Raw genomic sequence first — 20,762 nt, 5'->3', positions numbered from 1 at the left:
AACGGGCCGCGATTGCGGCCTTTAACTTTTTGAAAAGCAAGGACTAATCGATGGCGACCGTCATGGAATTAAAGGCGACCGCGCGTCCGAAGAGCGGCAAGGGGGCCGCCCGGGCCGAGCGTCGCGCCGGCCGGGTGCCGGCCGTGATCTACGGAAACAAGCAGCCCCCGCAGCCGATCTCGGTCGAAGAGCCCGAATTGCGTCAGCGCATTCTGGCGGGCCGCTTTCTGACGACGATCTTCGACATCAATCTGGACGGCAAGAAGCACCGCGTGATTCCGCGCGACTTCCATCTCGATCCGGTCAAGGATTTTCCGATCCATGTCGACTTCATGCGGCTCGGCGAAGGCGCCACCATCCGCGTCAGCGTTCCGCTTCGTCTGCTGAAGGCGGACGTCGCGCCCGGCGTGAAGCGTGGCGGCACGGTCAATCTGGTGACCCACGCCATCGATGTCGAGTGCGCGGCTGAAAGCATTCCACAGTTCATCGAGGCCGACGTCGGCGCGCTGGAAATCAGCCACTCGCTCCATCTGTCCGATCTTCAGTTGCCGCCCGGCGTGAAGCCGCTGGCTCGAGAGGATGTCACGCTGGTGACCATCGTGCCGCCGTCAGGCTATGCGGAAGAACTCAAGGCGGCTGCCGCGGCCGGCGCCGCGGCTCCCGCCGCGGGTGCGGCTCCCGCTGCCGCGGCCGCCGGCGCAAAGGCGCCCGCGGGCGGTGGCGACAAGAAGAAGTAAGCGACAGCCGATATCATGCGCCTGTTCGTCGGACTGGGAAATCCCGGCACGAAGTACCAGGGGAATCGGCACAATATCGGGTTCATGGTCGTGGACGAGATCGCGCGGCGTCACGGTTTCGCACCGTGGCGCCGCCGCTTTCAGGGCGAGGCTTCCGAAGGCACGCTCGATCGCGAGCGCGTCATCGTGCTCAAGCCGGCGACCTACATGAACAACTCCGGCAACGCGGTTCAGGACGCAGTGCAGTTCTTCAAGCTGAAGGAAGCCGATGTCGTGGTGTTTCACGACGAGATCGAACTCCCGCCGGCCAAGGTTCGCGTCAAGGTCGGCGGCGGCATTGCCGGACACAACGGCCTGCGATCGATCTCGGCGCATATCGGCAACGACTATCGCCGCGTCCGGCTTGGCGTCGGCCATCCCGGCGTCAAGGAACTGGTGCACGCGCATGTGCTGAATGACTTCGCCAGAAGCGAACGCTCCTGGGTCGAGGCGCTGGTGGATACTGTCGCGGAGAATGCGGCGCTGCTCGTTGCCGCCAAAGACTCGGCGTTCCAGAACAAGGTGCATCTGGCGATGCAGGCGAAGGGATTTGCGGATAACGGCGGCGAAGACAAGCAGAACTGATTTCTTCGCCGCGGGAAAGCTGGAGAATACGCCGTCATGGCCGGGCATAGCCGTTCGAAGAACGGCGTCGCTTTGCTCGCGTATGGCCGTTCGAACAACGGCGTCGCTTTGCTCGCTTGTTGTCCCGGCCATCCGCGTCCTGGATGCGCCGGTTAAGGGAAGACGTGAATACCGGACGAAAATTGATGCTGAGGATGCAATGGGTTTCAAATGCGGTATCGTCGGGTTGCCCAACGTCGGCAAGTCGACCCTCTTCAACGCGCTGACGGAGACGGCGGCGGCGCAGGCGGCGAACTATCCATTCTGCACCATCGAGCCCAATGTCGGCGCCGTTGCGGTGCCGGATCCGCGCCTCGGCAGGCTCGCGGAGGTCGCCAAGTCCGCGCAGATCATTCCGACGCAACTGACATTCGTTGACATCGCGGGCCTGGTGCGCGGCGCATCCAAGGGGGAGGGACTCGGCAACCAGTTCCTTGCCAATATCCGCGAGGTCGATGCGGTCGCGCATGTGGTGCGCTGCTTCGAGGATTCCGACATCACCCACGTCGAGGGCAAGATCGCGCCGCTCGCGGACATCGAGACCATCGAGACCGAGCTTATGCTGGCCGATCTCGAAAGCCTCGAGAAGCGCGTCGATAATCTCTCGAAGAAGGCGAAAGGCAACGACAAGGAGGCCAGGGAGCAGCTTGATCTGGTCGAGCGCGCGCTCAGCCTCCTGCGCGACGGCCAGCCGACGCGCGGCATGGAGCGCAAGCCGGAAGAAGAGCGCAATTTCCGGATGCTCGGACTCCTGACGTCAAAGCCGGTGCTCTACGTCTGCAACGTGGAGGAAAGCTCGGCGGCGGGCGGCAACGCTTTCTCGCAAGCCGTGTTCGACCATGCGGCGAAGGAAGGCGCGATCGCGGTCGTGATCTCCGCGAAGATCGAATCCGAGATCGCGACGCTGTCCCGCGATGAGCGCGCCGACTTCCTGGAGACGCTGGGGCTGGAAGAAGCGGGCCTCGACCGGCTGATCCGTGCCGGCTACCGGCTGCTTGATCTCATCACCTATTTCACGGTCGGGCCGAAGGAAGCGCGTGCCTGGACCATCACCCGCGGCACCAAGGCGCCGGCTGCGGCGGGCGTCATTCACACCGATTTTGAGAAGGGGTTCATTCGCGCCGAAACTATCGCTTATGCCGACTACGCGGCGCTCGGCGGAGAAGCCGGCGCGCGCGATGCCGGCAAGCTGCGGCTGGAGGGGAAGGAATACGTCGTCGCCGACGGCGACGTCATGCATTTCCGGTTCAATACCTAGAGCATTTTCCGGCGAAGTGGATACCGGTTCGCCGCAAGAAAGTGCGACCAGACAACCATTTCCAGAGCGTGATCCCGAAAAAGTGGGAACCGGTTCTCGGATCGGATCGCTCTACGGCCGTGTCGCGCCCTGATCCCGGATAGCGCCCAGATGTTCGTTGATGCGAAACACGATCAGGATGGATTCGGCTGCAATCCGTGAAAACAGGATGCCGACGAGGACGCCGGCGACGTTCAGAAGTATCGTGATGAAGCCGCTGAAGGGACTGACGGCCATCGAGGAGAGGCCCGCGAAGATGCCGGACAATCCGGACAGCACGATCAGCACGATGACCAGCCAATAGAACACCTTGATGATCGTGGGGGTGATGAAGCGATCCCACTGGAACAGATCCCGGACTTCAAACATTTTCTGTTTCCTTCGCGAGTCGCGCGGTCGTCATAAGCCGGGCGGCGCTGAACCTTGGCATTCTGCCTGTGACTGAAATCACAAGCGGTGCTCCCGCCGCGGTATGCTGATGTACGGCTTGAGATTGCTGCAAATAGCGGCCACAATCGGGCGTCCTTCAACAGGTCGCGCCATGATCCTGACATTTGAAGATTTTCCGCTCGGCCGGTTCGGTACTTTCGGGCCGCGGCATGTCAGCCGTGACGAAATGATCGCATTCGCGACCGAGTTCGATCCGCAGCCCATGCATCTTGATGAGGAGGCGGCGAAGCACACCATGCTGCGCGGGCTGGCGGGTTCGGGCTGGCATCTATGTTCGCTCATGATGCGCATGATGTTCGACGGCTATATCGGACGGACCGCTTCGCTCGGCTCTCCCGGCGTTGATGAAGTCCGCTGGCTGTCGTCGCTTCGGCCGGGCGACGATCTGATGCTGGACGTCGACGTTGCCGCGACGCGGGTGTCGCGCAGCCGTCCAGAGATGGGGATCGTGACCTTCGCGATGCGCATGCGCAATGCTTCCGATCAGGTTCTGCTGGAGGCGGTGTCACCGATCATGATCAGGCGCCGCGCCGAACAGCCGGCGCAGAGTTGAACTCATGGCTTATTTCGAAGACATGGAGGTCGGGCTGCGCCGCGACCTCGGTTCGTTTACCTTCACCGGCGAACGCATCAAGGCGTTCGCGTCGCAGTTCGACCCGCAGCCCTTTCATCTCGACGAGGAAGAAGGCCGCAGATCGCTCTTCGGCGGTCTGGCGGCTTCCGGCTGGCATGTCGCTTCGGTTTGGATGAAACTGATGGTCGCGGACAGCCGGCGTGAGGCGGCGGAAGCGGCCGCGCGCGGCGAAAAGCCGGGGATGTGGGGACCCTCGCCCGGATTTCGTGACATGCGCTGGCTGAAGCCGGTGCTGGCGGGCGATACGGTCAGCTATGCCAGCGAAGTCGAGTCGCTGAGAGCTTCCGGCTCTCGTCCGGAGTGGGGTGTCATGCAAGTGCGCAACACCGGTACGAACCAGCGCGGCGAACTGGTGTTTTCCTTCCTGGGATCGGTTTTCGTGCCGCGCCGGCATCCTTCCCAGGATTAAGGTGTTGCCCGATTGCACGATCGGCTGGCCGATCGACGTAGTTCGGCAAGATTTCACTCGAAAACCGGTCCCTTTTAAGGGATTATGAACCATCAGGCGGTCTTGTCGAGTCCTCGGGTCCTTCATTCGTCTCAGATGAGGATCAGAAGCGGGGCGCCATGATTTAATCGGACGGATTTTGATCTGACGCGTTTTCGTCACGCGAAACGGCATCCATTTCTCGGGTCAACCCGAGGACATGCTTCGCGCGGAACGCTCTCTCGAAGACGCGATTTCTAAGACGCTTTATGAGGCAGGGGACGCTATGGCAGATCGCACCGGATTGAAGATCGTCGGCGTGCTGTTCGCGACGGTGATGCTGGCGGTTACGTTGGCCACCTGGACCGTGGTGAAGGGGTATGCCGACGGCGTCTATTCATTCGAGAGCGCCGCGGTCGCGCGCATCGCCCCTCGCTGATCTCGCCTGAACGCGATCCGCTCAGCCGGTTTGGCCGAGCTTGGCCTCGAGCGCCGCGATGCGGGCCTTCAGCGCCTCATTGTCCTCGCGCGCAAGCCGCGCCATCTCCTTCACCGCCTCGAACTCCTCGCGCTTGACCACATCGAGATCGCTCAGGATCTTTTCCGCCTGATGGCGGACCACCGCGTCGACCTCGCGCTTGAATCCCTGAGCCACCCCGGCGGTATCGTTCATAAGCCGGCCGATCTCATCGAAAAACCGGTTGCTGGTCTGCGTCATCCTACTGTCTCCGGTGGGCGGCAAGATCGCCACGTCACCGGAAGAGAATGGCGATCCCGGCACGGCAGTTCAAGCCCGCTCGAGCGCCTGAACCATCGCTAGCCTTGAACCGCCATAAGTCTGGCCCGGCCTGATTTCCCTTGCAATCGTTACGGGACCGTTCGAGACCTGGATGTCCGCGGCGAGCGCGGGCCTGACGCCTGAAGATTCGCTTCTGATTCAATCAGAAGCGGAATCTTCAGATTGTTGTTCTGACGCGTTTTCTTCACGCGAACAGGTCATCCACTTCGCTCAAAAAAACGCTATGGATAGAACGAATCCGATGTTTCTCCTCATCACCTATCCCGTCTTCGATCCCGTCGCCATTTCGCTCGGTCCGATCGCGATCCGCTGGTATGCGCTGGCCTATATCGGCGGGATCATGCTCGGCTGGCTTTATGCGCGGGCGCTGCTTCGGAGCGAGAAGCTGTGGGGCGGACCGGCGCCGATCTCGGTGGTGCAACTCGACGATTTCATCCTGTGGGTGACGATCGCCATCATCGTCGGCGGTCGCGTCGGCTATGTGCTGTTCTATAATCCGGATTATTTCATCCGCTATCCCGCCCAGATATTCCAGCTCTGGAACGGCGGCATGTCGTTTCACGGTGGCTTCATGGGCTGTGTCGCGGCGGTCATCCTGTTCTGCCGCAGGCATGGCCTGCCGATCCTGTCGCTCGGTGACGTCGCCACCGCGGTCGGGCCGATCGGCCTGTTTCTTGGCCGCATCGCCAATTTCATCAACAGCGAATTGTGGGGGCGTCCGGCTGACCCGGGCTTGCCCTGGGCCATGGTGTTTCCCAACGGCGGTCCCCTGCCGCGTCATCCGAGTCAGCTCTATGAGGCGGCGCTTGAGGGCATCCTGCTGTTCACGATCCTCGCGCTGATGATCCGCCTCGGCGCGCTGAAGCGGCCGGGCCTCGTTCTCGGCAGCTTCATCGCGCTTTACGCTATGGCGCGGATCGTCGCCGAGTTCTTCCGCGAGCCGGATCCGCAGCTCGGATTTCTGTGGGGCGGATTGACCATGGGAATGCTATTGTCGATACCGATGGTTATCATCGGACTTGCCATTGTCTACGCCGCCTGGTCCCGCGGCTCGCGGGCGTCAGATGCGCAGGCGAGCCCGAATTCGGGCGCTTCAACCAAGGTCGATCGTGACTGAACCTGCTCCGCTGCTGACCTATATCAAGAAGCTGATCAAGACGTCCGGTCCGCTGCCGGTCTGGCGCTATATGCAGCTTTGTCTGACCCATCCCGAGCATGGCTACTATATCGCGCGCGATCCGCTGGGGCGCGAGGGGGATTTCGTCACCTCGCCCGAAGTCAGCCAGATGTTCGGAGAACTGCTCGGACTGTGGGCCGCGTCGGTGTGGCGCATGATGGGCTCTCCGGACCCGCTGCGGCTGATCGAGCTTGGCCCCGGCCGCGGCACCCTGATGGCGGATGCGCTTCGCGCGCTGCGGGTGCTGCCACCGATGTATGAGTCGCTCAGCGTCCATATGGTCGAAATCAATCCGGTGCTGGTGGAGAAACAGATGGCGGCGCTGTCCGACGCGCCGAACATCGAATGGCACACCAGCCTGGACCAGGTTCCGCAAGGACCTGCGATCATTCTCGCCAATGAATATTTCGACGTGCTTCCGGTCCATCAGATGGTCAGGCGCGACGGCGGCTGGCACGAGCGCGTTGTCGACATCGACGGCAGCGGCCAGCTCGTGTTCGGCGTCAGCGCCGAGCCGACGCCGCGCTTCGACGTGCTGCTGCCGCCGCTGGTGCGCGCGGCGCCGGTCGGGGCCATTTTCGAGTGGCGTCCGGATGCCGAGATGATGTCCATCGCAACCCGCGTCCGCGATAACGGCGGCGCGGCGCTGATCATCGATTACGGCCATGTGCGCAGCGACGCCGGCGATACCTTTCAGGCCATCTCAAGACACAGCTTCGCCGATCCGCTGAAATATCCCGGCCGCGTGGATGTAACAGCCCATGTGGATTTCGAGGCGCTTGCCCGCGCCGCCGAGGACGTCGGGGCGCGGGTGCATGGGCCGGTGCCGCAGGGCGAATTTCTGCGCCGGCTTGGCATCGAGGCCCGCGCCGTCAACCTGATGGCGAAAGCAACGCCTGAACTGTCCGATGACATCGCGACCGCGCTGAAGCGTCTGACCGAAGGCGGACGCGGCGGCATGGGCTCGATGTTCAAGGTGATCGGCGTGTCCGACCCCAGCCTCAGCGTGCTGGTGGGACTGAGCGATCAGGCGCATGGCGGTGGGATCAGGACGCCATGACGCTGGCTTCCACCCTGCTTTCGACGGTTTCCGGATTCCGGCACGCCTTTTTCACTCGCGAGGGCGGCGTTTCGCAAGGCATCTATGCAAGTCTGAATGCCGGCATCGGCTCGCAGGACGATCCCGCCCATGTCGCCGAAAACCGGCGGCGCATGGCCGAGGTGATGGAGGTCGAGCCGGCGAGCTTCCTGTCGCTCTACCAGGTCCACTCACCCGACGCCGTGATCGCCGACCGGGCCTGGGATGTTGCGTCGCGGCCACGCGCGGACGCCATCGTGACGCGAACGCCGGGGCTTGCGATCGGCGTGACCGCGGCTGACTGCGGGCCGGTCCTGTTCGCCGATCCGCGCGCGCGCGTCATCGGTGCGGCACACGCCGGCTGGAAGGGCGCGCTGACGGGCGTGCTGGAACAAACCATCGATGCGATGGAAGCTCTTGGCGGCCGTCGCGATGACATCGCCGCCGCGATCGGACCGCTGATCCGACAGCAAAGCTACGAGGTCGGCGCCGACTTCGTGACCCGTTTCACGGAAGCTGATCCGGGCCATGCGCGGTTCTTCATTCCGTCAAGGCACGACGGCCATGCCATGTTCGACCTCGGCGGCTTCATCCGGATGCGGCTTGAACGCGCCGGCGTGCGAACGATCGACGACACCGGCCTTGATACCTATTCCAGCGAGCGCTTCTTCAGCTACCGCCGCTCGGTGCATCGCAAGGAGCCGGATTTCGGCCGCCACGTCCACGCGATCGTGCTGGAGGCCGGGTAGGCAGGGCTTTTTTCGCTGACCTTCGGATTCCGCAGGATCCGCGCCGGATTCCGCGAGCGGCGTATTGCCAGACTTGGCTACTCCTTGATACACCGCCTCCGTCGGAATCGGAGAGGTTCTCCTGGAGACGGGATGTTGAACGTTGTATCCACCACATCGAGGGGAGACGCGTCGATGTCCGCCAAGAACGGCGCCGTCAAGCTGGTCGCCGGCAACTCCAATCCGGTGCTGGCGCGGGAAATCGGCAGATGGCTCGGGCTTGAACTCACGAAAGCCAGCGTCCGTCGCTTCGCTGACAACGAGATATTCGTCGAAGTTCTCGAGAATGTGCGCGGCTCGGACGTCTACGTGATCCAGTCGACCTCGTATCCGACCAACGACCATCTGATGGAGCTTTTGATCATCACGGACGCGCTGCGCCGCGCCTCGGCGCGCCGGATTACCGCGGTGATTCCCTATTTCGGCTATGCGCGGCAGGATCGAAAGGTCGGTTCGCGCTCACCGATCTCGGCCAAGCTGGTGGCCAATCTGATCACGCGCGCCGGAATGGATCGGGTGCTGACGCTCGATCTGCATGCGGGGCAGATTCAGGGCTTTTTTGATATTCCGACCGATAACCTTTACGCGTCTCCGGTGATGGTCCGCGACATCAAGGAGCGGTTCGAACTCGGCAGCCTGATGGTGGTGTCGCCCGACGTCGGCGGCGTGGTGCGCGCGCGAGGGCTTGCCAAGCGCATCAGCGCGCCGCTGGCGATCATCGACAAGCGCCGCGAGCGCGCCGGCGAGTCCGAGGTCATGAACGTGATCGGCGACGTCGCGGGCTATACCTGCATTCTGATCGACGACATCGTCGATTCCGGCGGCACCCTGGTCAACGCCGCGGACGCGCTGCTCGCCAACGGCGCGCGGGACGTCTACGCCTACATCACCCACGGCGTGCTGTCCGGCGGCGCAGCCGCGCGCATCGCCGGCTCGAAACTGAAAGAGCTGGTCATTACCGACTCGATCCAGCCGACCGACGCCGTGAACAAGACCGGCAACATCCGGCTGCTGTCGATCGCCGGATTGATCGGTGAAGCGATCCGCCGCACGGCTGCCGAGCAATCGGTATCCAGCCTGTTCGACTGAACGGCAAAGCCGAACACGGACATTAGAGCATCGGACCCGAAAGTGGGAACCGGTTTCGGGATAAATCCGATGCTCAATCAATTAACTGGAGCGGCGGCGCTGGTTCCATTTGACCGGCCGCCGCTCTAAAGTCTGATCCAAACACAATCTGGATCAAACTTTAATGTCATCGCCGCAGGAGCATGATTCCTGAGCGGATAGGCGCTACTCGCTGCGCAGGTTCTCCGCCGTGCGCTTCCATTGCGCGACGTTGTCCGCGATGATCCGGGTCGACTTCATCGCCGCCTGGCTCAACTGGGCATAGCCCGAGATTTCGCGCTGAACCCTTTGTCCTTCCGCATGAAGCAGGTCCCGGAGGCTCTCAAGTTCGGTGACGAGGTTCTCGATCTCGGCGAGCGAGGTTCCGGCGACGCGCTGGATCAGCGAATTGACGTTGTTGACCGTCGCTTCCGTGCTCGGCTCCAGCTTGACGTCGGCGTTCGGAGCGCTGGCGGCGGGTGGAGCGCCGGCGGCCGGCGCTGCCCCGGCGGCGGGCCGGCGCAGATAGGCGATATCGTTGCGCACGAAATCGCGAATACCCGCTTCCACCTCCGAGACGGCGGCGAGGTTCGAGTCGGTTTCGGTCGCGCTTGTTTCGGCTGTTTCAGATGGAGTGGCGTTCATCGGCTTGTTCCCTGTTTCGCGTTGAGCGAGCGCGGAAGTCCCCGCACGACGAGTTTATACTAGAGCATTTTCGCTTCTGATTGAATCGGAAGCGAAGCCTTGGATGATTGTTTGACGCGTTTTCTTCACATGAACCGGATCGGCGCGTATTCTGATCGCAAAACCGGTATCCACTTTTGCCGAGTACGCGCTAGGCCGGATCGACATTCAGGATTCCCAGGCGGTCTGATCGCTGATTCATAGGGTTCCGTGATTCTGACACGGAGCTGCACGATGGGGATCAAGCGGTATGAGCTGAGCGATCATCAGTGGGCGAAGATTGCACCGTTGCTGCCAGGCAAGGCCTCTGATCCGGGACGGACGGGATCGGATAATCGGTTGTTTGTGAACGGCTGCCTGTGGGTGCTGCGATCCGGCGCGCACTGGTGTGACCTGCCGGAGCGCTATGGTCGCTGGAAGACGGTGCATCGGCGGTTCAGCAGGTGGTGCCATGCCGGTGTGTGGGAACGGGTGTTCTCCACCCTGACAGCCGATCGCGACAACCAGTATCTGATGCTCGACTCAACCATCGTTCGAGCCCATCAGCAGGCGGCTACCGGAAAAGGGGGGCCAAGGATCAGGCGCTGGGGCGTTCCCGAGGTGGACTGACCACCAAGGTCCACATGCTCGCCGATGCGCTGGGCCGACCCTTGCGTTTCATCGTCACCGCCGGGCAGGTCGGAGACATCACACAAGCCCCCGCGCTGCTCGAAGCCCAGGCCGGGGACGCCGTGCTGGCCGACAAGGCTTATGACAGCAACGCCTTGCGTGCACTCATCGCCGGCATGGGCGCCGAAGCGGTGATCCCCTCAAACAGGACGCGCAAAATCATCATCCCGCATGACGCCGGTCTCTACAAGCACCGCAACCGCATCGAGCGCTGCTTCAACCGTCTCAAGCACTTCCGCCGTTTCGCCACCCGCTACGACAGGCGAACCGTTCACTTCACGGGCTTCGTTCACCTGGCCGCAGCCCTGATCTGGCTGCCGTGAATGTCGATCCGGCCTAGAGCACTTTCCGGCGAAGTGGATACCGGTTCGCCGCAAGAAAATGCGACCAGACAACCATTTCTAGAGCATGGTCCGATTCAACTTGCTCGGATCATGCTCTAGGGTGCTGCTATCAGGACCGCCGATTTTGACGACATCGGGGCCGATCTGCGGCGGGCAGCGTTGAATTCCTGAAATCAGGCCGCCCGGCGGGGGTCACCACTTGCGCCTGAACGCTGCGGTCAGGCTCGCGTTCAGCGGTCCTTGCGGCGTTTCACTGACCGCGCCGGTGATGCTGAGGCCGTCGGAGAGCTTTTGCTCGGCGCCGATCCTGCGAAGCCATCTACTATCGGTCGATGAAAGCGACTGCCCCGCGATCAGGCTGGTGCCGGTGTCGGTGACGCTCAGCCTGGCAGAATGGTCGGTATTGTAATGTCGCGTTCCCTTGATGCCCGGGACCGACAACGCGTCCTGCTGAATGATGTTGTAGCCGTTCCGGAGGGTCAGCGCGTAACGGCCATCGCTGAGGGGCAGCGATTTGCTGAGCGAGGTATCGAGCATGGTCTGATCGCGGGCGGGATCGATCCGTGCTTCAAGCGCGGTCTTGTCCCAGATCCGCCCCAGGCCGGGCGCGGTGACGGCCGCCCATGCCTGCCCCGAGGACCGCGACGGGGGAGCATTGGCTGCAAGTCTGCCCGCCGCCTGTTCCGAAGCCGTCAGCGGCGACGGCTGGCGAATGACGGTCAGGTCGGTTCCGACCTGCGCGTTCCAGAGCGATGAAACCGAACGTTTCGCGGTAAGGGCGGCTGAGCCGTCAGCCTTGTCATGTGAGGTCCAGGCGAGACCTTCGCCCGATGCGGCTGGGGCCGAACGCTGCGAACGAAGGACTTGCGGGGGCATGTCCTCGGTCAGGGTGAAGCCATCGACATCGAGCTGGCTCCAGTCGATGTTGGAATCTACGGGCTGTTCGCCAGGGAACGCGGCCTGCTCCGGCCGGTTGTCTCGATTGTCAGGTGCTTCCGATCGCGCCGGCAATGTCCCGGTCGTCCAGCCGGCGGCGGCCACCAGAAGCAGTAAACCAGCAGCACGTCGCATTAATGAAGCCATGGTTCCGCCAGCCCGCCGATTCCGAAGAAGCACACTGCCGCCGCGTTCGTTCGAAATTATGGCGCGTGGGAAAATACACGTCAGCGTGAAGTCTTATACGATCATTATCTTATACGATCATTATGGTGAATCCTGCCTCGCCCGCGACCGCGGTGACGCCGGCCTCGATCGATGCCGCGGAACGCCAAGCGGTCAAACGCGTGCTGAAATCGGAACTGAAGGTGTTGAAGCCGACGCGGCGAGAAGCATCGTGCGTATTCAACTCTTCCCGGCTTTCCGTTTCGTTGCTTTGACGGATTTTTTCTTCGGCGTTGCAGCCTGTTCCGTCGCGAGCCTGTCGGCCGCCCGCCGCATCGCGCGTGCATAGCTGTCGGCGGCGTTGTCGGCGGACATCTGCATTCGCCTTGCGGCGGCGGCGCCTTCCTCGAACGCGTGCTTCGCCATCTGCCGTAATCGCTGCCTGCCGGCGGCATCCTTCGCCTTGGCGGCGAGGGCGAGATAGCGGTCGCGTCGCGCCTTGACCGCGGCGATCAGGCTTTTGTGCTGCTGCTTCGCGAGCCGCCGGATGATGACGTCGAGATCAGCGTCCGCCATGAAGGTATCCTTGTTTGATGAAATTTGAATAGGGTGCCGGCGCTCTAAACCTTCACGTGAAGGAGTGATAGCTGTGGAGCAAGCTTTTGATGAGCTATTCTTTATGCCTTGTGAGATCCGGCCCGGTCGAGAACTTTTATAACAGTGTCAGGCTGGATCGCGGCGATATAAGGCTTATGACAAAGCCATGCCGGACGGCCTCGGACGATTGAGCCCATGGTGGGTGAACACTCTGCTTGAGTATGTCAAAAAGCATGAAACATCTCTGCAATGATTGTTCTGCTAGCGCTTTCGATTGTTCTTCCAACCGCCTCGTTTTCCCGGCGCGCCGCCGGTCGAGCGGGGGCCGGGGCCGAACTCCGGGCCGGCTTCACGCGTCGAGGTTGGTTGATAGATGCGGCTTTCCGTTCCCGGGCCCATTTCATCCAGCGTAGGCTTGCGCGGCTTCGGCCGCGCGCCGGTCGGTTTGACCTCATGCCAGGTGGCGATGCCCATCTCGTCGAGCGAGGGCTTGTGGACTTTCGAGGTTGACGAGCCACGTTTGCCGAACTTGCCGGCTGCCGTGCCTTGCGCCGCCTTGTCGAGACGCGCCGGCAGGTTCGCTGCGTCGCCGTACTTCTTCTTGCCCGCGTAGCTGCCAGCCTTCGCCGCGACGCCGCGCTGCTTGATGGTGGGATCGTCGACGACGGCAAGCTCGGTGGCGCGCAGCCGCTTCACCTCGTCGCGCAGTCTTGCGGCTTCCTCGAAGTTCAGGTCGGCGGCGGCCTCGCGCATCCGTGTTTCCAGATCGGAGAGAACAGCTTCGAAATTGTGGCCGATCGCGATCGCGTCGTCCGACCAGGAATTTCCCTTGCCCCCGTCGCCGATTTCCACCAGCACATGGTCGCGCTCGTAGACGCTGTTGAGGATATCGCCGATGGACTTCTTGATACTCTCCGGCGTGATGCCGTGGGCGGTGTTGTACTCCACCTGTTTCTCGCGGCGGCGGTCGGTCTCGGCGATGGAGCGCTGCATCGATCCGGTGACCTGATCGGCATAGAGGATCACCCGGCCTTCGACGTTGCGGGCTGCGCGGCCGATGGTCTGGATCAGCGAGGTCTCGCTGCGCAGGAAGCCCTCCTTGTCCGCGTCGAGGATGGCGACTAGCGCGCATTCCGGAATGTCGAGGCCCTCGCGCAGCAGGTTGATGCCGACCAGCGCGTCGAACGCTCCGAGCCTGAGATCGCGGATGATCTCGATGCGCTCGATGGTGTCGATGTCCGAATGCATGTAGCGGACGCGGATGCCCTGCTCATGCAGGTATTCGGTGAGGTCTTCCGCCATGCGTTTGGTCAGCACGGTGACGAGCGAGCGGTAGCCTTTCGCCGCGGTGGCGCGCACCTCGCCGACGAGGTCGTCGACCTGGGTGCGCGCGGGGCGGATGTCGACCGGCGGATCGATCAGGCCGGTCGGGCGGATAACCTGCTCGACGAACACGCCGCCGCTCTCGTTCAGCTCCCACGCGCCCGGCGTGGCCGAGACCGCGATCGTCTGCGGCCGCATCATGTCCCATTCCTCGAAACGCAGCGGCCGGTTGTCCATGCAGGAGGGCAGGCGGAAGCCGTATTCGGCCAGCGTCGCCTTGCGGCGGAAGTCGCCGCGGAACATGCCGCCGATCTGCGGCACGCTGACGTGGCTTTCGTCGGCGAACACCAGCGCGTTGTCGGGGACGTATTCAAACAGCGTCGGCGGCGGCTCGCCCGGTCGGCGGCCGGTGAGGTAACGCGAATAGTTCTCGATGCCGGCGCAGCTTCCCGTGGCCTCCATCATTTCGAGGTCGAAGGTGGTGCGCTGCTCCAGCCGCTGCGCTTCCAGAAGGCGGCCCTGAGCATGCAGTTCGTCGAGCCGCTGCTTCAGCTCCACCTTGATGTTCTTGATCGCCTGCACCAGCGTCGGGCGCGGCGTCACATAGTGCGAATTGGAATAGACCTTGATGAAATCGAGTTCGTCCTGCTTGTGGCCGGTGAGGGGATCGAACTCCTCGATGCTCTCGACCTCGTCGCCGAACAGGTTGACGCGCCAAGCCCGGTCCTCGTAGTGCGCGGGAAAAATGTCGATGGTGTCACCGCGCACGCGAAAGGTGCCGCGGGTGAAATCGGCGCTCGTGCGCTTGTATTGAAGCGCCACGAGGTCGGCGATGAGCTGGCGCTGGTCGATGCGCTCGCCGCGCTTCAACGCGAAGGTCATGGCGGTGTAGGTTTCCACCGAGCCGATGCCGTAGATGCACGAGACCGAGGCGACGATGATGACGTCGTCGCGTTCCAGCAGGGCACGGGTCGCCGCATGGCGCATGCGGTCGATCTGCTCGTTGATCGAGGAATCCTTTTCGATGTAGGTGTCGGTGCGCGGGACGTAGGCTTCGGGCTGATAGTAGTCGTAATAGCTGACGAAGTATTCCACCGCGTTGTCGGGAAAGAAGCTCTTGAACTCGCCGTAGAGCTGCGCCGCCAGCGTCTTGTTCGGCGCGAGGATCAGAGCCGGGCGCTGCGTGGCTTCGATCACCTTGGCCATGGTGTAGGTCTTGCCCGAGCCGGTGACGCCGAGCAGCACCTGGGTGCGGTCGTTGCGCCGGATGCCTTCCACCAGTTCGCGGATCGCCTGCGGCTGGTCGCCTTTGGGCTGATACTCCGATTTGATCTCGAACCGTACGCCGCCTTCGCTCTTCTCCGGTCGCGGCGGGCGATGCGGCGTCCAGAGTTTCAGCGAGCCGTCGCCTGTCTTGAATTCGGGCCGGCCGTCGCGCAGCAGCGCCTCCAGCGATTCCGCCGTCGCCTTGACGCCGAGGCCCTCCATCTTGCTGCGCGGCGGCCGCGCCAGGGCATCCTCGTCGTCCTCGGCGGTCGGCATGCCCAGCTGTCGCGCCAGTTCCGGATCGAGCGTCGGGATCGTGGCCGATGTGCCGTAAATTGCTTGTGGTGCTTCCTCGAAGCCGCTTTCAATTCCCCTTGCCGGCCGCCGAGACGAGCGAAGTTCGCTCTTCGAGGGTTGGGAAGGGGGAGGATTCTCGAACGTTGCGCTCGCCGCATCCCGTTTCGCGGTGGCGTCGCTCTTGCCGCGCGTTGACCTCCGCGCGCGATGCGCCGCGGCTTCGCCGCCGGAGCGACGGTCCCACGAATTGTCCGGCGGGGGTTGCAGTCCGGTTCCCGACCCAAGGCCGGCGTCGCCGCGGTTGATGGCGGGATTGAGCAGGTCGGCCAACGCCGGCCCGATCGGCTGCACTTCGGGACGATGCGCCTTCGGCTTCGAGGTCTGCTGCTTCGAGGTTTGCGATGTCGAGGCTTTTGACTTCCGTGAGCCCGGCGCTTTACCGGGTTTTTCAGGGGGATTGGGAGCCTTCGCCATGCGGGCAATATGGGGCGAATCCAGCGCGCACGAAAGGGCGCAATCACACCGATGCGCATCGACGCCGGGGTCACGTCTTGGGCGATGACCTCGACACGGCCTTTCGCAGGCAATCGCGGCACAGGCAGTCGCCGCCTTCGGTCGGCATTGGCAACCGTCCGGGCTCCTCGGCGCACCAGCAGTTCCCGGATGGATCGCAATTGAATTCCGTTCCGCACCCGGAACAGATGAGGCGGCGAACGGCTTGCTGTCCGATCGGGCGTGTCATGGGAGCATTCTCAGGCCAGGTGGATCGATGCGCAACCATACGTCCGGATCCATACCCGATGGAATCCCGGCAGGCGCATTCTTTCCGCGGCGAGATTATTCCGCCGCGCGAAGGCGATGGACCGGGAGGCGGCGGTCGCCGCCGCGCAGCGACAGATAATAGTCGGCATCCGCCGGATCGTCCGTGCGGCGAATCAGATCGGTCACCGGCGTATAGCTGAGCATCCGGCCGCCGTCGGGAAGCGCCGTGCAGATGAAGCGCAGCACCTGGCCATTTCTGAGCTTGATATTGATCGGGGTCGGATCGCCCGCGCGCACCATGCGGACGCGCTCGGCGATGAAATGGCTGAGTTCATCCTGCGGCAGTTCATATGCGCCGGTATCGCGGCCATGATACATCAGTGCGATAAACGGCGGCCTGCTGTCGGCCTTCTCATCCGGGAGCGAAAAGTAATGCCGGAATGCGCGGTTGATGAACTCGGCCCGGGTGTCCGCGTCGAGCATGACGATCCCGATGCCGGTCTGGTCGAGGGCGGCGGTCAGCCTTGCTGCTGTCGCGTGCCGCTCACGCTCCCGTTCGAGCGCGTTCATCATCCGCGATCGCAGCAATCCGGTGATCAGGGCGGCGCCGCCGGCGGCCGGGGCCAGCAAGCCGAGATGCAGAAGGGTGGAACCCTCAGCCACCGCCGCGTTGTCATCCCCTAGAAAACCTGCGGAGGCCAGAACAGCTATTCCGGCGCTGATCAGGCCGGAAGCTGTTCCACCAAGCGAGCCGGCGAGGGCGACGACACAGATATACAATGCGGACAGGTTCGGAACGGCGGCGAGCTCGTGATCGGCATAGATGGACGCGCCTGCGATCAGCATCGCGAGAGCCGGTCCCAACATCATTCGCCAGTCGATGCGCATCACCGTTCCATGATACCGAACGAGATTAAATCCGGTTCGATGACAAGTGGTTGCACGATCCCGGGATTTTTATCGCTAGCGTTAACGGCGTCTAACGAGGCGGAATGCGATTTGAAACGAATGTCCCGTCCCTTGAGAGCGTCCCGCAAGGCGGCTGTCAGGGACTCATTGTGAGATGAGAGGTCCAATGAATAACCGAAGCCTTCCGTTGATGCTGATGATGGTACCCCTCTGTATGCCCGGTTCCGGCGCCGCCCTGGCCCAGGATGTTCCCGGCATTGAGATATGCACCGTCGAAAAGAAGATGGAGCGGCGAACAAGCTGCCTGCAGAGCAACATCAATTTCCTGCAGACCTCACTTACCAGACAGGTCACCGACAGCAGCCGGAAGATCGAAGCGGCCAACCGGCAGATACAGGTGCTTGAGAGCACGGTTGCGGATTTGCGGAAGGCGGTGGCCGAGCTTCAGGCGGCGAGCAGGAAGCAACCGCAATCGCCGGTGAAGGAGGACAAAAAAACTCCGGCGAAGCAGGAGGCGAAGTAGTTCAGACGACGTGTCCAGCTTCTTAGAGCGTTTTCAAGCGAAGTGGATACCGGTTCGCGTGAAGAAAACGCGTCAAAACAACAATATAGAGCCTCGCTTCTGATTACATCAGAAGCGAAAAGGCTCTAGCCGCCCGTATTTGTCCCGCCGCGCGGGCACGACGTTAAGTCAGGCAAAATTGCTTTTGCAAATTTCGTCGCGATCGCGCAAATGGCGGTACAAGGAACGGAGTATGCTATGCCCTGGCTGCAGCCGGTCACCCTCGAAGGACCTCATGCGCGGCTCGAGCCGTTGTCGCAGGATCATCGCGAAGCCCTTGTGGACGCGGTAAAAGACGGCGAAATCTGGAAGATCTGGTACACCTTCGTTCCGGCGCCGGAAAAAATGGCGGCCGAGATCGAGCGGCGGCTGTCGCTACAGGCAGCCGGGACCATGCTGCCTTTCACGGTGCGGGATGCGGAGGGACGGATCGCGGGCATGACTACCTACATGAACGTCGATTCTGCGAGCTGTCGCGTCGAGATCGGCTCGACATGGTATGCGAAGCGGGTTCAGCGCACGGCGGTCAACACCCAGTGCAAGCTGCTGCTGCTCACCCACGCGTTCGAAAAGTTGAACTGCATCGCCGTCGAGTTCCGTACTCACGTTTTCAATCACGTCAGCCGGCGTGGCCTCGAGCGGCTCGGCGCCAGGCAGGATGGCACCCTGCGCAATCGGCAGATGTCACCGAACGTGACGCTGCGGGACACCGTCGTCTACAGCATCCTTCCCGGGGAGTGGCCGAAAGTGAAGGCGCATCTCTCCTACGAACTCAATGAAAAGCGCCGATAGATCCGCCGTCTCATCACGCGAGCGGACCTGTTGCCGGCATCTTAGTTTCCGGCATCTGATAAGAGTCTTTCACCGCTTCATGGAAACGGTGAAGGACTCTATCTTTATGTTTGACGCGTTTTCTTCACGCGAACCGGACCATCCTTAGAGCTCAAGCCCGAGGACATGCTTCGCTCGAAAACGCTATGAGCCTCATGATGGACATCGCCATGAACCCCACCCTCGACGACCCTCTCGTTTCCACCGAATGGCTGGCCGCGCATCTCGGTGAGGTCAAGGCCATCGACGCCTCGTTCAAGATGCCCGGCGTGCTGCCGCTGGCGGTCGATGATTTTTATGCCGCGCATATTCCGGGCGCGGTGTTCTTCGATGTCGATGCCGTATCGGATCGCGCATCGCCGCTTCCGCATATGTATCCGGATGCCGCGCAGTTCGGGCGCGATGTCGGCGCGCTCGGAATTTCCTCGAAGGATACGGTCGTTGTTTATGACAATGGTGGCTGGCTTGCCGGGCCGCGGGCGTGGTGGATGTTCCTGTCGTTCGGCCATGCCGGTGTCCGGGTGCTTGACGGCGGCCTGAAGAAATGGCGCGCGGAAGGCCGTCCGGTCGAATCCGGCAAGGTTTCGCCGGAGCCGGGCCACTTCACCGCGACCTTCGATCCGCTGTTTGTACGCGACAAGGCTCAACTCGTGAGCAACCTGTCGTCATGTCGCGAGCAGCTTGTCGATGCGCGCGCGGCGGCTCGCTTCACGGGCGCCGTGATGGAGCCGAGGCAGGGCTTGCGCTCGGGGCATATCCCCGGCAGCCGCAACCTGTCCTACGCCGAGTTGTTCGATCCCGGGACCGGCGTCATGAAACCGCTGGACGACATCCGCGCCGCGTTCTCTCGCGCCGGCGTGGATCTGGCAAAGCCGGTCGTCACCACCTGCGGCTCGGGGGTTTCGGCCGCGGTGCTAACGCTTGCGCTCTACCGTCTCGGCGCGAGGGGCTCGGCGCTCTATGACGGATCATGGTCGGAGTGGGGTCTGGTGGAGGGACCGCCGATCGCCACCGGACCCGCCTGAAAAACCGCTGGGACGACCCGCGGCCATAGCGTTTTCGAGCGAAGCATGTCCTGGGGCTTGAGCCCTAAGGATGGAACCCGTTCGTGTGAAGAAAACGCGCCAAACATAAAGATAGAGGCCACGGGATCAGCGATGCGAGTGGCGGTTCTTGTGGCGGTGGTGATGGGAGGAATGACGCTTGGCGGCACGCGGCGTCTTCGCGGACGAGCGTTTGCTGGCCGACGGCACGGGATCGCCCGTCTTGGCGGCCTCCGCGGGACGTTGGCCTGGCAGGGGTGTTTTGAAGTCATCCTTGACCGGAGATGTCGTGGTTTCTTCGGCCTCGGATGTTTTCCCGTCAGTTGGGACGGCATCGCTTTTCGCGGCAGGGGTCGTGGTTGCGCCCGGCGGCTTGACGGCTTCGCCTGCTTTGACGGGCTCGTCGCCTGGGCCTGTCGCTGGTTCCGGCGCGGGTGCGTTGGCGGGCGTCGTGTCGGCCGCTGACGGGACGGGGCCTGATGGCGGCGGCGAAGCTGCCGGCGCTTCGTCGGCCGCTGCCGCTTCGGCCGGAGCCGCTGGTGTGTCTGCGGTAGGCGTGGCCGGAGGCGCATCCGTTGTTGGTGTGTTGGCTGCGGGCGCACCGGTTTCCTGGCGCGCGTCAGGCGAGGCGGCCTCCGCGCTCTGTGCTTCGTGCTGGCTTGCTTCCGGCGGGGCAGGCTCTGCGGCGGGTTTATCGACCTGCAGCACGGCCAGCGTCGGTTGTTGGGTTTCTCCAGTTCCGAACGTAAGGTCGGGCGTCTGTTTGGGAGACAGGCTTGCGAATTCCTCGTGGGTTGCTCGCAGCAAAGCCGCGGCCCCCAGGCCGAAGATCAGCATTGAGATCGTCAGCGTAACCGCGACGAATAAGGAGCGAAAGCCGGGTAGCATGGGTACGGTTGCGCCTTCCCGCGTGTCTTCTGACGATAATCGGCTATCAACGCGACTGAATTACGGGGCAGACCGCCGAATCAGAGCCTGTTGAGAATACAGCAACGGGCCAGCTTGCGCGCCCCCAAAACCACCTCCCGCAATCGTCGCGGGGACGTGGGCAGGAACGGGCCGAGGCCAGCCGGTGATGCCCGAAGGTCACGGTTCGCCGCGATCTGCGAATTATGCCCGGTCCGGGAGGCTTTTGGGGGAATCGTCTTGAATGCGCCGCGATCCTGCGCGATGTCGCCGTTAACGATCCGGTGTCTAGTTGGATTTATACAAGGGCG

The 20,762-nt window shown here is 62.8% G+C and carries 23 protein-coding genes; 14 read left to right on the top strand and 9 right to left on the bottom strand.

Annotation, left to right across the window (positions count from 1 at the left end; all coding sequences use genetic code 11):
• Positions 1-50: 50 nt before the first annotated feature.
• The 3 genes from NWI_RS13070 (at position 51) to ychF (ending at position 2,658) form a co-directional block, all read left to right on the top strand.
• The gene (locus NWI_RS13070) at positions 51-737 is read left to right on the top strand and encodes a 50S ribosomal protein L25/general stress protein Ctc (protein ID WP_011315716.1); all 687 of its coding nucleotides are present in this window, start codon (positions 51-53) and stop codon (positions 735-737) included.
• 15 nt (positions 738-752) lie between these two features.
• Positions 753-1,361 (top strand): aminoacyl-tRNA hydrolase, encoded by a 609-nt coding sequence (gene pth / locus NWI_RS13065; RefSeq protein WP_011315715.1) that lies wholly within the window; start codon positions 753-755, stop codon positions 1,359-1,361.
• Positions 1,362-1,560: 199 nt separating this feature from the next.
• A complete protein-coding gene (gene ychF, locus NWI_RS13060) occupies positions 1,561-2,658 on the top strand; it encodes a redox-regulated ATPase YchF (protein WP_011315714.1) in 1,098 nt (365 codons plus the stop codon).
• Positions 2,659-2,769: 111 nt separating this feature from the next.
• Here ychF and NWI_RS13055 read toward each other — a convergent pair whose 3' ends face one another.
• Positions 2,770-3,066, bottom strand: coding sequence for a DUF4282 domain-containing protein (locus tag NWI_RS13055; RefSeq protein WP_011315713.1), 297 nt, complete (start codon positions 3,064-3,066; stop codon positions 2,770-2,772).
• A 172-nt stretch (positions 3,067-3,238) separates the two neighbouring features.
• Here NWI_RS13055 and NWI_RS13050 point away from each other — a divergent pair, with 172 nt between their 5' ends.
• The 3 genes from NWI_RS13050 to NWI_RS18015 all read left to right on the top strand — a co-directional run bounded on the left by NWI_RS13050 (position 3,239) and on the right by NWI_RS18015 (position 4,647).
• Positions 3,239-3,700 carry a MaoC family dehydratase gene (locus tag NWI_RS13050; protein WP_011315712.1) on the top strand — a complete coding sequence of 154 codons (462 nt, stop codon included), beginning with the start codon at positions 3,239-3,241 and terminating at the stop codon, positions 3,698-3,700.
• Between the two features lie 4 nt (positions 3,701-3,704).
• Positions 3,705-4,190, top strand: a complete 486-nt coding sequence (locus NWI_RS13045) for a MaoC family dehydratase (RefSeq protein ID WP_011315711.1) — start codon at positions 3,705-3,707, stop codon at positions 4,188-4,190.
• A gap of 304 nt (positions 4,191-4,494) precedes the next feature.
• Positions 4,495-4,647, top strand: coding sequence for a hypothetical protein (locus NWI_RS18015; protein ID WP_041345100.1), 153 nt, complete (start codon positions 4,495-4,497; stop codon positions 4,645-4,647).
• 21 nt (positions 4,648-4,668) lie between these two features.
• Here NWI_RS18015 and NWI_RS13035 read toward each other — a convergent pair whose 3' ends face one another.
• Positions 4,669-4,926 carry an accessory factor UbiK family protein gene (locus NWI_RS13035; RefSeq protein WP_011315709.1) on the bottom strand — a complete coding sequence of 86 codons (258 nt, stop codon included), beginning with the start codon at positions 4,924-4,926 and terminating at the stop codon, positions 4,669-4,671.
• A gap of 322 nt (positions 4,927-5,248) precedes the next feature.
• Here NWI_RS13035 and lgt point away from each other — a divergent pair, with 322 nt between their 5' ends.
• The 4 genes from lgt to NWI_RS13015 all read left to right on the top strand — a co-directional run bounded on the left by lgt (position 5,249) and on the right by NWI_RS13015 (position 9,139).
• Positions 5,249-6,124, top strand: a complete 876-nt coding sequence (gene lgt / locus NWI_RS13030) for a prolipoprotein diacylglyceryl transferase (protein ID WP_011315708.1) — start codon at positions 5,249-5,251, stop codon at positions 6,122-6,124.
• Positions 6,117-7,244: a class I SAM-dependent methyltransferase gene (locus NWI_RS13025; protein WP_041345098.1), complete on the top strand. Its 1,128-nt coding sequence runs from the start codon at positions 6,117-6,119 to the stop codon at positions 7,242-7,244. Before lgt ends, NWI_RS13025 begins: the two co-directional genes overlap by 8 nt.
• Positions 7,241-8,011, top strand: coding sequence for a peptidoglycan editing factor PgeF (pgeF, locus tag NWI_RS13020; protein ID WP_011315706.1), 771 nt, complete (start codon positions 7,241-7,243; stop codon positions 8,009-8,011). The genes NWI_RS13025 and pgeF overlap by 4 nt, the downstream gene beginning before the upstream one ends.
• Positions 8,012-8,185: 174 nt before the next feature.
• Entirely contained in the window at positions 8,186-9,139 is a 954-nt protein-coding gene (locus NWI_RS13015; RefSeq protein ID WP_041345096.1) for a ribose-phosphate pyrophosphokinase, read from the top strand.
• A 204-nt stretch (positions 9,140-9,343) separates the two neighbouring features.
• Here NWI_RS13015 and NWI_RS13010 read toward each other — a convergent pair whose 3' ends face one another.
• The gene (locus NWI_RS13010; protein WP_011315704.1) at positions 9,344-9,802 is read right to left on the bottom strand and encodes a hypothetical protein; all 459 of its coding nucleotides are present in this window, start codon (positions 9,800-9,802) and stop codon (positions 9,344-9,346) included.
• Positions 9,803-10,081: 279 nt separating this feature from the next.
• Between NWI_RS13010 and NWI_RS17130 the strand changes: the two genes are divergently transcribed.
• A protein-coding gene (locus NWI_RS17130) for an IS5 family transposase (RefSeq protein ID WP_430691788.1) occupies positions 10,082-10,833 on the top strand; the annotation gives its coding sequence in 2 pieces (ribosomal slippage) (positions 10,082-10,412 and positions 10,412-10,833; 753 coding nt in all).
• 213 nt (positions 10,834-11,046) lie between these two features.
• On the opposite strand, the gene NWI_RS12995 is transcribed toward NWI_RS17130, so the two are convergent.
• From NWI_RS12995 to NWI_RS12980, 5 genes are all read right to left on the bottom strand, one after another.
• Positions 11,047-11,925, bottom strand: a complete 879-nt coding sequence (locus tag NWI_RS12995; RefSeq protein WP_244374914.1) for a hypothetical protein — start codon at positions 11,923-11,925, stop codon at positions 11,047-11,049.
• A 270-nt stretch (positions 11,926-12,195) separates the two neighbouring features.
• Positions 12,196-12,531, bottom strand: coding sequence for a hypothetical protein (locus NWI_RS12990; RefSeq protein WP_011315702.1), 336 nt, complete (start codon positions 12,529-12,531; stop codon positions 12,196-12,198).
• A 282-nt stretch (positions 12,532-12,813) separates the two neighbouring features.
• Complete coding sequence (uvrB, locus tag NWI_RS12985; RefSeq protein WP_011315701.1) at positions 12,814-15,912, bottom strand: excinuclease ABC subunit UvrB; 3,099 nt, start codon at positions 15,910-15,912, stop codon at positions 12,814-12,816.
• 70 nt (positions 15,913-15,982) lie between these two features.
• Positions 15,983-16,180: a hypothetical protein gene (locus tag NWI_RS18305; protein ID WP_081431774.1), complete on the bottom strand. Its 198-nt coding sequence runs from the start codon at positions 16,178-16,180 to the stop codon at positions 15,983-15,985.
• Positions 16,181-16,275: 95 nt separating this feature from the next.
• Positions 16,276-17,088: a PAS-domain containing protein gene (locus NWI_RS12980; protein WP_011315699.1), complete on the bottom strand. Its 813-nt coding sequence runs from the start codon at positions 17,086-17,088 to the stop codon at positions 16,276-16,278.
• A gap of 187 nt (positions 17,089-17,275) precedes the next feature.
• Between NWI_RS12980 and NWI_RS12970 the strand changes: the two genes are divergently transcribed.
• From NWI_RS12970 to sseA, 3 genes are all read left to right on the top strand, one after another.
• Positions 17,276-17,632 carry a hypothetical protein gene (locus tag NWI_RS12970; protein WP_041345090.1) on the top strand — a complete coding sequence of 119 codons (357 nt, stop codon included), beginning with the start codon at positions 17,276-17,278 and terminating at the stop codon, positions 17,630-17,632.
• A 237-nt stretch (positions 17,633-17,869) separates the two neighbouring features.
• Complete coding sequence (locus NWI_RS12965) at positions 17,870-18,463, top strand: GNAT family N-acetyltransferase (protein ID WP_011315697.1); 594 nt, start codon at positions 17,870-17,872, stop codon at positions 18,461-18,463.
• Between the two features lie 185 nt (positions 18,464-18,648).
• Positions 18,649-19,527, top strand: a complete 879-nt coding sequence (gene sseA / locus NWI_RS12960) for a 3-mercaptopyruvate sulfurtransferase (RefSeq protein WP_011315696.1) — start codon at positions 18,649-18,651, stop codon at positions 19,525-19,527.
• A gap of 126 nt (positions 19,528-19,653) precedes the next feature.
• On the opposite strand, the gene NWI_RS12955 is transcribed toward sseA, so the two are convergent.
• Entirely contained in the window at positions 19,654-20,433 is a 780-nt protein-coding gene (locus NWI_RS12955) for a hypothetical protein (protein WP_011315695.1), read from the bottom strand.
• Positions 20,434-20,762: the final 329 nt, after the last annotated feature.

It is taken from the genome of Nitrobacter winogradskyi Nb-255 (assembly GCF_000012725.1).
GTDB lineage: Bacteria > Pseudomonadota > Alphaproteobacteria > Rhizobiales > Xanthobacteraceae > Nitrobacter > Nitrobacter winogradskyi.
The sequence above is the reverse complement of the archived record's forward strand: the minus strand, read 5'-3'. Positions and strand labels throughout refer to the sequence as shown.